This is a genomic window from Amycolatopsis australiensis, assembly GCF_900119165.1.
GTDB classification, from domain to species: Bacteria; Actinomycetota; Actinomycetes; order Mycobacteriales; family Pseudonocardiaceae; genus Amycolatopsis; species Amycolatopsis australiensis.
In genome coordinates this window covers 3,839,775-3,851,772 of record NZ_FPJG01000006.1, presented here as the reverse complement: position 1 = coordinate 3,851,772, position 11,998 = coordinate 3,839,775, and the positions used below count along the sequence as shown (strand labels likewise).

The 11,998-nt window shown below is 75.9% G+C and carries 1 protein-coding gene; it reads right to left on the bottom strand.

What is annotated here, in order from left to right; genetic code table 11:
• Positions 1-21: 21 nt before the first annotated feature.
• Positions 22-11,907, bottom strand: coding sequence for a type I polyketide synthase (locus BT341_RS19605; protein ID WP_084743234.1), 11,886 nt, complete (start codon positions 11,905-11,907; stop codon positions 22-24).
• Positions 11,908-11,998: the final 91 nt, after the last annotated feature.

Genomic DNA, 11,998 nt, shown 5'->3' with positions numbered 1-11,998 from the left:
TGGGAAGGTTTTCCGGTCACGTCAAGAGATCCCGAGTTCCCGGTCGATCGCCGCGAACATCTCGTCGTCGGTCGCCGTGTCGAGTTCGAGGTCGTCGGGGTCGCCGCCGATCTCGCCGCCGGTGTCGTCGTGCTTCCACAGCAGCTTCCGCAGCCGGGCGGTGACCAGCTCGGCGGCCGGGTCGCCGGCGGGCAGGGCCGCCAGCGCGGCCTCGATCCGGTCCAGCTCGCCCAGCAGGCCGCCGGCCTCGGCCGGTTCGGTGCCGACCAGCCCGGAGAGCACGTACCCGGCGACGGCGGCGGGAGTCGGGTAGTCGAAGACGAGCGTGGCGGGCAGGCGCAGGCCCGTCGCCGACCCGAGCCGGTTGCGCAGGTCGAGCGCGGTGAGCGAGTCGAAACCGAGGTCCTTGAGCGTCTGCGCGGGCCGGACGGCGTCGCGGCCGGGCAGGCCGAGCACCGCGGCGACCTCGCCGCGCACCAGGTCGAGCACGATCCGGTCGCGTTCGCCGTCCGAGGCCGCCCGCAGCCGCCGCACCAGCTCGCCGCCACTGTCCACAGGGGACTCCTCGGCGACGGCTCGCTGCGCCTCGGGCAGGTCCCGCAGCAGCGGCCGCGGCCGTGCCGCCGTGTAGAGCGGGGTGAACGCCGCCCAGTCGATGTCGGCCACGACACCGGTCGGGCTGCCCGTGTCGACCGACGGCTGGATCGCGGTGACCGCCAGCTCGGGCCGCATCATCGGCACGCCGCGCCGCGCCAGCTGCGCGCCGACGTTTTCGTCGACCATGCCGCCGCCCGCCCAGGCACCCCAGGCGATCGACGTCGCGGGCAGCCCGCGGTCGTGGCGCTGCTGGGCCAGCGCGTCCAGGAAGGCGTTCGCGGCGGCGTAGCCGGCCTGGCCCGCGTTGCCCCAGACGGCGGCGCCGGAGGAGAACAGGACGAACGCGTCCACGTCGCCGCACAGCTCGTCGAGGTTGCGCGCGCCCTGCACCTTCGCTTCGGCCAGTTCCGCGACGTCGGCCAGGGTCACGGCGGTGAGCGGCCGTTCGACGTCGACCGCGCCCGCCGTGTGGACCACGGCGTGCACCGGCGGCAGCTGGGCCAGCAGGTCGCGCAGCGCGTCCCGGTCCGCGACGTCGCAGGCGGCGACGGTCACTTCGGCGCCGAGCGCGGCCAGCTCGCCGGTCAGCTCACCGGCGCCCGGCGCGTCCTCGCCCTTCCGGCTGACGAGCACGAGGTGCGGTGTCCCGTTCGCGGCCAGCCAGCGGGCGGCCTGCCCGCCGAGCGCGCCGGTCCCGCCGGTGACCAGCGCGGTGCCGCGCGGCCGCCAGCGCGTGCCGGCGGGCGGGGACGCCGCGGCGCGGACGAGCCGGCGGGCGAACACCCCGGATGGCCGCAACGCCACCTGGTCCTCGCCGTCGTGGCCGGTGAGCACCGCCGCCAGCCGGCCGGCGGTCGTGGTGTCCGCGACCGGAGGCAGGTCGACGAGACCGCCCCAGCGGTCGGGGTGGTCGAGCCCGAGGATGCCGCCGAGTCCCCAGTCCATCGCCTGCGCGGGGCTCGCGAGGGAGTCGCCGGGACCGGTCGAAACCGCGCCGCGGGTCACGAACCACAGCGGGGCGGTGATCCCGGCGTCGGCCAGCGCCTGCGTGAGCAGGACGTTCCCGGCGAGGCCCGCGGTGAGCACGGGATGCTCGGTGTGCGGCTCGCCGGCCAAGGCCAGCAAGGAGACCACGCCGGACGGCGGTGCCTCGGCGGCCAGCAGCGCGCCCAGCGCCGCACGGTCCTCGGTGGACACTTCGAGCAGGCGGACGTCCGGGCCGAGCAGGTCACGGACGTCCAGCCCGGCCGGGACCACGGCCAGCCAGCCGGCGTCGAGGGCCGCGGTCCGCGGGGTGGCCACCGGGCTCCAGCGGACTTCGTAGCGCAGCTCGTCCACGGCGGACCGGACGACGGCGGCCGCGGACCGCGGCTCGAGCCAGAACCGCTGCCGCTGGAACGGGTAGGTGGGCAGCGGCACCGTGCGCCGGACCGGGTACAGGGCGGGCCAGCCGACGTCGTGCCCGTGCGTCCACAGCTGCGCCAGCGAGGTCAGGAACCGCCGGAAGCCGCCCGCGTGGCGGCGCAGGGTGCCGACGACGGCGGCGCGCTCGCCCGTCTCGTCGAGGGTTTCCTCGATCCCGCCGCCGAGCACCGGGTGCGGGCTCACCTCGACGAAGAACCGGTGTCCCGACTCGGCGAGCGTCTTCGTGGCGTCGTGGAACCGGACCGGTTCCCGCAGGTTCCGGTACCAGTACCCGGCGTCCAGGCCCGCCGTGTCGATCGCCTCGCCGGTGATCCCGGAGACGTACGTGATCGCCGAGGTCCGGGGCCGGACCGGCGCGAGGGCTTCCCGCAGCTCGACCTCGATCGCCTCGACCGCGGCCGAGTGCGAGGCGTAGTCGACCGGGATCCGGCGGACCCGCAGGTCGCCGGCTCCGGCGAGCAGCGCGTCCACCGCCTCGGTCTCGCCGGAGACGACGACCGAGCCGGGCCCGTTCACCGCGGCGACGCAGATCCGCCCGTCGTGGGCGGCCAGCAGCGGGGTGATCTCGGCTTCCGGGGCGGCGATCCACGCCATCCCGCCGTGGCCGGCGAGCCCGGCCGCGATCGCCTTGCTGCGCAACGCGACCACCCGCGCACCGTCCTCGAGCGACAGCCCACCCGCCACCACCGCCGCGGCGATCTCCCCCTGCGAATGCCCCACGACCGCGTCCGGCGTGACGCCGTAGGACTGCCAGAGCGCCGCCAGCGACACCATCACCGCCCACGACAGCGGCTGCACGACGTCGACCCGGTCCAGTTCACCGCCGCGCAGGACGTCCACCGGACTCCAGTCCACATAGGACTCCAGCGCGGCCGCGCACTCGCCGAACCGCGCCGCGAAGACCGGCGACTCGCCGAGCAGCCCGGCGGCCATCCCGGCCCACTGCGCGCCCTGCCCGGGGAAGACGAACACGGTCTCGCCCGCGACCGTCGTGGTGACGGGACCGCCGGCGGCCAGCTCGCGCAGCCCGGCCAGCAGCTCGTCCCGGTCGCCGACGACCGCGGCCCGGTACTCGAACGCCGACCGGGTGCTCACCAGCGACCAGCCGACCTCGGCGACGCCGTGCCCGGTCTCCGCGAGCGCCGCCGCCTGCGCGCGCACGGCGGCCTCGGACCGGGCCGACAGGACCCACGTGCCCACGGTGTCCGGAAGCGGGTCCAGCACGGGCTCTTCCGGTGCCTGTTCCAGGATCACGTGCGCGTTGGTGCCGCTGATCCCGAACGCCGACACGCCCGCCCGCCGCGGGTTGCCCGTGTCGGGCCACTCGCGGTCTTCGCCGGTCAGCTCGACGACGCCGGACGACCAGTCCACCTCCGGCGTCGGCTCGTCGAGGTGCAGGGTCTTCGGCAGCAGCCCGTGCCGCATCGCTTCGACGACCTTGATCACCCCGGCGACCCCGGACGCGGTCTGGGTGTGGCCGAGGTTCGACTTCAGCGACCCGACCAGCAGCGGCCGGTCGCGGTCCGGCCCGTACGCGGCGATCAGCGCCTGCGCCTCGATCGGATCGCCCAGCGGCGTCCCGGTCCCGTGTGCCTCCACGACGTCCACTTCGGACGGCTCCAGTCCCGCGTCGGCCAGTGCCGAGCGGATGACCCGTTGCTGCGAAAGGCCGTTCGGGGCGGTCAGCCCGTTCGACGCGCCGTCGGAGTTGATCGCCGATCCGCGCAGCAGCGCCAGTACGGGATGGTTGTGGCGCCGCGCGTCGGACAGCCGTTCCACCAGCAGCACGCCGACGCCCTCGGCGAGGGAGAAGCCGTCGGCGGCCGCGGCGAAGGGCTTGCAGCGGCCGTCGGGCGCGAGGCCGCGCTGGCGGCTGAAGCCGAGGAACTGGCTCGGCGTGGACATCACCATCGACGCGCCGGCGAGCGCCATCGAGCACTCGCCGGAGCGCAGCGACCGGGCCGCGAGGTGCAGCGCCACCAGCGAAGACGAGCACGCCGTGTCGATCGTGACGGCCGGGCCCTCCAGCCCGAGCAGGTAGGCGATCCGGCCGGAGGCGACGCTGGACACCGCGCCGGTGACCAGGTAGTCCTCGCCTTCGCCGCCGCTGCCCGCGCCGTAGGCCTGGTCGGTCATCCCGACGAACACCCCGGCGGGCGTGCCGGCCAGCGTGGCGGGGTCGATGCCCGCCCGCTCGAACACCTCCCAGCAGACTTCGAGCAGCAGCCGCTGCTGCGGGTCCATCGCCACCGCCTCGCGTGGCGAGATCCCGAAGAACGCCGGGTCGAACCGCGTGGCGTCGGCGAGGAACCCGCCGTGGCGGGTGTAGGTGGTCCCCGCCCGGCCCGGGTCGGCGTCGTACAGCGAGCCGAGGTTCCAGCCGCGGTCGGCGGGCAGGCCGGAGATCGCGTCGGCGCCGTCGGTGAGCAGCGTCCAGAGCTGTTCGGGCGAGGTGACGCCGCCGGGGAAGCGGCAGCTCATCGCGACGATGGCGATCGGGTCGTCGCCGTCCGCCGCGGCCGGGGCCGGACCGGACGCCACGGCGGCCACCGGTGCCACTTCGGCCAGCAGGTACTCGGTCAGCTTCGCGGCCGTCGGGTGGTCGAACACGAGCGTGCTCGGCAGCTTCAGCCCGGTCGCGGCGGCGAGCCGGTTGCGCAGCTCGACCGCGGTCAGCGAGTCGAAGCCGAGGTCCTTGAACGCGCGCCGGACGTCGACGGTCTCCGGGCCGTCGTGCCCGAGCGCGGCCGCGACCTGCTGCCGGACCAGGGCGGACACGAGCTTCTCCCGCTCGGGACCGGTGTGCCCGGCGAGCCGCGCGGCCCAGCCGGCGGTGGCGGGCGCCGCTTCCCGGAGCCGCTTGACCGCCGGCTGCTCGGCGAGCAGCGGGCTCGGCCGGACGGCGGAGAAGACGTCGGCGAACACCGGCCAGTCGATCTCGGCCAGTGCGACGAACGTCTCGTCGTGGTCCAGCGCCTGTCCCAGGGCCGCCAGGGCCAGGTCGGGGGCGATGACCGGGACACCCCGGCGGGCGAGGACGTCGTGCAGGCTTTCGGCGATCATGCCGCCACCGGCCCACGGCCCCCAGGCCACCGACAGCGCGGTCCGGCCGAGCGCCCGGCGGCGCACCGCGAGGGCGTCGAGGTAGGCGTTCGACGCGGCGTAGGCGGCGTGGTCGGCGACGCCCCAGACACCCGAGATGGACGAGAAGAGCACGAACGCGTCCAGGTCCCGGTCGCCGAGCAGGTCGTCGAGGTGCCGCGCGCCGTGCACCTTGGCCCGCAGGACGCCGGCGACGGCGTCCGGGCCGGTGTCCGCGATCGCGGCGAGCGTGCCGGCGCCCGCCGCGTGGACGACGGTCCGCAGGTCGTCGCCGATGCCCTCGACGACCGCGCGGAGCGCATCGGCGTCGGCGACGTCGCAGGCCACGACGCTCACCCGGGTGCCCAGTTCGGCGCGCAGTTCGGCCACGCCGGGCGCGTCGGCGCCGCGGCGGCCGGTCAGCACGACGTGCTCGGCGCCGCGGGTGACGAGCCAGCGGGCGAGGTGCCTGCCCAGCGCGCCGGTGCCGCCGGTGACCAGCGCCGTGCCGCCCGTTTCCCAGGTCCGGGCCGGCGCCCGGCCCCGCAGCGGGGCGGGGATCAGGCGCCGGGCGAACACCCCGGACGGCCGGATCGCCACCTGGTCTTCGTCGTCCGCTCCGGACAGCACCGCCGCCAGCCGCGCGAACGTTCCGGCGTCCCGGGTCGCGGGCAGGTCGACGAGCCCGCCCCAGCGGCCGGAGTGCTCCAGCGCGGCCACGCGGCCGAAGCCCCAGACCGCGGCCTGCGCCGGTTCCGGCGGCGGGTCGGTGTCGAGCGCGGCGACCGCACCGCTGGTGAGGCACCACAGGGGCGCGTCGATGCCGGCGTCGCCGAGTGCCTGGACGAGAACTGTCGCGCGGGTGACCGCGCGGATCGGGTCGGCTTCGAGCGCGGGCAGGGCGAGCACACCGTCGGGGCTCAGCCCGGTCAGGCGCTCGGCGAGGGCCGCGCGGTCGCCGTCGCCGACCACCTCGACGAGATCGGCGCCGAGCCCGCCGAGGGCGTCGAGCGCGCCGGGGCCGGGCGTGACGACGAGCCACGTGCCGGTGAGCGCGGGACCGGACGGCTCGGGCCGGGCGCGCCAGGCGATGCGGTGACGCCAGCCGTCGATGTCGGCTTGCCGCCGCCACCGGGTCAGGGCGAGCCGCGCGTCGCGCCACGGCGTGTCACCGGCGAGGCCGAGCGTGTCGTCTTCGAGCGCGGTCCAGAACCCGCGGTCGCCGGTGGTTGCGGTCGCCGGCTCGAGCCAGAACCGCCGCCGCTGGAAGGGATAGGTGGGCAGGCTCACCGTGCGCCGGCGCGGGTACAGGGCCGACCAGTCGACGTCGTGGCCGTGCGCCCACAGCTGGGCGGCCGACAGCAGGAACCGGCGGAGGCCGCCCTCGTTCCGGCGCAGCGTCCCGACCACGGCGGCGTCGACGGTCTCCTGCAGTGCGCCGCCGAGCACCGGGTGCGGGCCGACCTCGACGAAGAACCGGTGCCCGCGCCCGGCGAGCACGTCGGCGGTCTCGCGGAACCGCACCGGCTGACGCAGGTTGCGGTACCAGTACCCGGCGTCCAGCGTCGCGGTGTCGACCGGCTCGGCCGTCACGGTCGAGTAGAACGGGACGTCACCGGTCCGCGGCCGGATCGGGGCCAGCACTTCCCGCAGTCCGGCTTCGATCGCCGCCACGTGCGCCGAGTGCGAGGCGTAGTCGACGGGGATCAGGCGAGCGCGGATGCCTTCGCGTTCGCAGCGGCCGGCCAGTTCCCGCAGAGCGGCGGGTTCGCCGGCGACGACGGTCGAGGACGGGCTGTTGAACGCCGCGATCGAGGTCCGGTCGTCGAGCAGGGCGGCCACGCGTCCGGCGTCCGCCGCGATCGACGCCATGCCGCCCTTACCGGCCAGCCCGGCCGCGATCGCCTTGCTGCGCAACGCGACCACCCGCGCACCGTCCTCGAGCGACAGCCCACCCGCGACCACCGCGGCAGCGATCTCACCCTGCGAATGCCCCACGACCGCGTCCGGCGTGACGCCGTAGGACTGCCAGAGCGCCGCCAGCGACACCATCACCGCCCACGACAGCGGCTGCACGACGTCGACCCGGTCCAGTTCACCGCCGCGCAGGACGTCCACCGGACTCCAGTCCACAAAGGACTCCAGCGCGGCCGCGCACTCGCCGAACCGCGCCGCGAAGACCGGCGACTCGCCGAGCAGCCCGGCGGCCATCCCGGCCCACTGCGCGCCCTGCCCGGGGAAGACGAAGACCGTGCGTCCGGCGGGACCGGCGAGCCCGGTGACCACGGCGGCGCCCGGGGTGCCCGCGGCGACCTCGCGCAGGCCCGCCAGCAGCTCGGCGCGTTGCCCGACCACCGCGGCGCGGTGCTCGAACGCGGTCCGGGTCGCCGCGAGGGACCAGCCGACCTCGGCGACGCCGTGCCCGGTCTCGCTCAGTGCCGACGCCCGGTCGGCCACCGCGCGTTCGGAGCGGCCGGACAGCACCCACACGCCCAGGGCGTCCTCGGCGACGGGAGCGGGTTCGGCGGCGGATTCCGGGGCGTCCTCGGCGACGGGCACGGGTTCGGCGGCGGATTCCGGGGCCTGCTCGACGATGACGTGCGCGTTCGTGCCGCTGATCCCGAACGACGACACCCCGGCCCGGCGGGGCGCGCCGGTCTCCGGCCACGGCTGCTGCGCCGAAGCCAGTGTCACCGCGCCCGCCGTCCAGTCGATCCGGGGGCTGGGCTCGCCGGCGTGCAGGGTCCGCGGCACGACCTCGTGCCAGAGCGCCTGCACCATCTTGATCACGCCGCCGACGCCCGCGGCGGCCTGCGTGTGCCCGAGGTTCGACTTCAGCGACCCCAGCAGCAGCGGCCGGTCGCGGTCCTGGCCGTAGGTGGCGATGAGCGCCTGCGCCTCGATCGGGTCGCCCAGCGGGGTCCCGGTGCCGTGCGCCTCCACGACGTCCACATCGGACGGTTCGAGCCCGGCGTCGGCCAGCGCGGCGCGGATGACCCGCTGCTGCGACGGGCCGTTCGGCGCGGTCAGGCCGTTGGACGCGCCGTCGGAGTTCACCGCGGTCCCGCGCACCAGCGCGAGCACCGGATGCCCGTGGCGGCGGGCGTCGGAGAGCCGTTCGAGGAGCACGAGCCCGGCGCCCTCGGCCCAGCCCGTACCGTCGGCGTCCGCCGAGAAGGCCCGGCAGCGGCCGTCACGGGAGAGGCCGCGCTGGCGGCTGAACTCGACGAGCATCCCGGGGCTCGCCATCACGGCCGCGCCACCGGCCAGCGCGAGCGTGCACTCCCCCGCGAGCAGCGCGCGCACGGCGAGGTGCAGCGCGACCAGCGAAGACGAGCACGCGGTGTCGACGGTCAGCGCCGGGCCCTCCAGCCCGAGGACGTACGCGAGCCGTCCCGAAGCGACACTGCCGGTGGTCCCGGTGAGCAGGTGCCCGTCGAAGCCTTCGCCGCCCTCGGACAGCCGCGGGCCGTACTCGGACGACGTGGCACCGACGTAGACGCCGGTGCGGCTGCCCCGCAGCGTCGCCGGGTCGATGCCGGCGTGCTCGAACGCCTCCCACGCGGTTTCCAGCAGGAGCCGCTGCTGCGGATCCATGGCGAGGGCCTCGCGCGGCGAAATGCCGAAGAAGTCCGCGTCGAAGTCGGCGACGCCGGTCAGGAAACCGCCGTGGCGCGCGTAGGACTTGCCCGCCTTGCCGGGGTTGGCGTCGTAGAGGTCGTCGAGGTCCCAGCCGCGGTCGTCCGGCAGGCCCGCGATGACGTCACGGCCTTCGGCGACCACGTCCCACAGCTCGTCCGCCGAGCGCACGCCACCCGGGTACCGGCAGCTCATCGCGACGATCGCGATCGGCTCTTCCGCCCGGCCGACGACTTCGGCCGGGGCGGTCCGGGCGCCTCCGGTCAGCTCGTCGCGCAGCATCGCGGCGAGCCGGGCGGGCGTCGGGTGGTCGAACACCGCCGTGGCCGGCAGTCTCAAGCCGGTCGCGGCGGAGAGCCGCTCGCAGAGTTCGACGCCGACGATCGAGTCGAAGCCCAGGTCCTTGAACGACGCGGCCGGGTCGATCGCCGCCGGGCCCGGGTGGCCCAGCACGACCGCGGTGTGCGCGCGGACGGTTTCCAGCAGGTCCTGCGGCGGCTGTGCCGCCGGCCCCCGGTTTCCAGCGTACCGGGCGGCACCGGCAGTTTCGGCGGTGCCGGTTCCCGCGGGGTCTTCGTCCAGCCAGAACCGCTGCCGCTGGAAGGCGTACGTCGGCAGCTCGACCGGGCGGGCGCCGGGGAACGTGGCCGTCCAGTCGACGCGGCCGCCGCGGGTCCACAGCTCCGCCACCGACGTGCGGAAGCGGGCCGGGCCGCCGTCGCCGCGGCGCAGCGTGCCGGCCGCGGCGGCTGGGCAATCGTGGTCCGCCGCCGTCGCCAGCAGGCCGCCGAGGAGCACCGGGTGCGGGCTGACCTCGACGAACAGGCCCATGCCCTCGTCCAGCGCGGCACGCACCGCCGGGTCGAACAGCACCGGCTGCCGCAGGTTCGCGAACCAGTGGGCCGCGTCGAGCCGCGCGGGGTCGAGCAGCCCGCCCGCGGTCGAGGAGTAGAACGGGATTTCCGTGGCGCGCGGGCGGATCCCGGCGATCAGCCGCAGCAGCTCGGCCTTCAACGGCTCCGCCTGCGCGGAGTGCGAGGCGTAGGCGATCGCGATCCGGCGCGACCGCACGCCGCGCGCGGTCAGCTCGGCCTGCAGCTCGCCGAGCGCGTCGAGGTCGCCGGAAACCGCGGTGGTCGCGGGGCCGTTGACCGCGCCGACCGACAAGCGGCCGCCGTAGGCGGCCAGCAGGTCCGTCACAACGGCGACCGGCAGGTCGACCGAGAGCATGCCGCCGTTGCCGGCCATCCGCTCGGCGAGCAGCCTGGCCCGCAACGCGACGATCCGGGCGGCGTCGTCGAGCGACAGCGCGCCCGCGACCGCGGCGGCCGCGAGTTCGCCCTGGCTGTGGCCGAGCACGGCGGCGGGTTCGACGCCACGCGCCCGCCACTCGGCGGCCAGCGCCACCGCGACGGACCAGAACACCGGCTGCAGCACGTCGGTGCGGTCGAGCGCAGGAGCGCCGGGCACCTCACGCAGGACGTCGACGACGTCCCAGCCGAGGTGGGGCGCGAGCGCGGCGGCGCACTCGGCCAGCCGCGCGGCGAAGACCGGCGAGGCGTCGAGCAGCTCGGCGGCCATTCCGGCCCACTGCCCGCCCTGGCCGGGGAAGACGAAGACCACACGGCCGTCCCGCGTGGCGGTGGCGCCCTGGGTGACGGCCGACGGGACGCCGTCCGCGATCGCGCGCAGCTCGGCACGGCCGACCGCCACCGCCCGGTGCTCGAACATCGCCCGGCGCGTCGCCAGCGACCAGCCGACGTCCACAGGGGACAGTTCAGGGTGCTCGTCCACATGCGCCAGCAGCCGGGCGGCCTGCGCCCGCAGCGCCGCCGGGGTGCGGGCCGAAAGCAACCACGGCACGGGCCCGGCCGGCAGGTCACGCGGCGGCACCGGCGCCGGCTCGGCGGACTCCACGACGACGTGCGCGTTCGTCCCGCCCATGCCGAACGAGCTGACACCCGCGACCCGCCGTCGGGCGGTCCAGCCGGTGGCCGCCGTCACGACCCGCAGCTTCAGCTCGGCCAGGGGAATCGCCGGATTCGGCGTCGCGAAGTTGAGGCTCGCGGGCAGCAGGCCGTGCCGGACCGCGAGGACGGCCTTGAGCAGCCCGGCGATGCCCGCCGCGCCTTCCAGGTGCCCGATGTTGGTCTTCACCGAGCCGACCGGCAGCGGCTCGTCGCGGACGGCGGCGAAGACCTCGCCCAGCGCGGCCGCTTCGACCGGGTCGCCGACCTTGGTCCCGGTGCCGTGCAGCTCGACGTAACCGACGGCGGCCGCGTCGATCCCGGCGTCGGCGTGCGCGCTCCGGACGACCGCGGCCTGCGCCCGCGCGTCCGGCACGGTCAGGCCCTCGCCGGCACCGTCGTTGTTGACCGCGGTGCCCCGGATGACGCAGAGGATCTCGTCGCCGTCCGCGTGCGCCCGCGACAGCGTCTTGAGCACGACGAGCCCGCCGCCCTCCCCGCGCACGAAACCGTTGGCGCGGGCGTCGAAGGTGAAGCACTGCCCGTCCGGCGACAGCCCGCCGAACTTCGCCGTGGTGACCGCGTTGCCCGGCGAGAAGACGAGATTGACCCCGCCGGCCAGCGCGACCGGGCACTCGCCGCGGCGCAGGCTCTGCACCGCCAGGTGCACGGCGACCAGCGAGGACGACTGTCCGGAGTCGACGGTGAAGCTCGGGCCGTGCGCGCCCAGCAGCCGGGAGACGCGGTTGGCGAGCAGGCTGCGGTGCACACCGGTGATGGTGTGGTGGCTGATGCCCGCCGGGCCGCGCGCGTGCCCGAGCGCGGCGTAGTCGTCCCACATGGCGCCCACGAACACGCCCGCGGTGGTCCCGTCGAGCGTCGAAGGCACGATCCCGGCGTGTTCGAGCGCTTCCCACGCCAGCTCCAGCACCAGCCGCTGCTGCGGGTCCATCGCGGCGGCTTCCCGCGGCGAGACACCGAAAAACGCCGCGTCGAAACGGTCGACCGCGTCGAGGAACCCGCCGTGGCGGACGCCGGTCGCCGCCGCGTCCCACCGATCCGCGGGCACCTCGGTGATCGCGCTGCGGCCCTCGGCCAGCAGCCGCCGGAACGCGGCGGGCCCGTCCGCGCCCGGCAGGCGGCAGGACAGCCCGACGACGGCGATCGGCTCACCCGGAGTGTTCGCAAAACCCGTCATCTCACGCTCCATCGGCGGGCGGCTTCCTTCCTGTGGCGGCTGCTCGACGTCCACGGCAACACAGGCGCGGCCGGGCTGTCCACGGCGGACA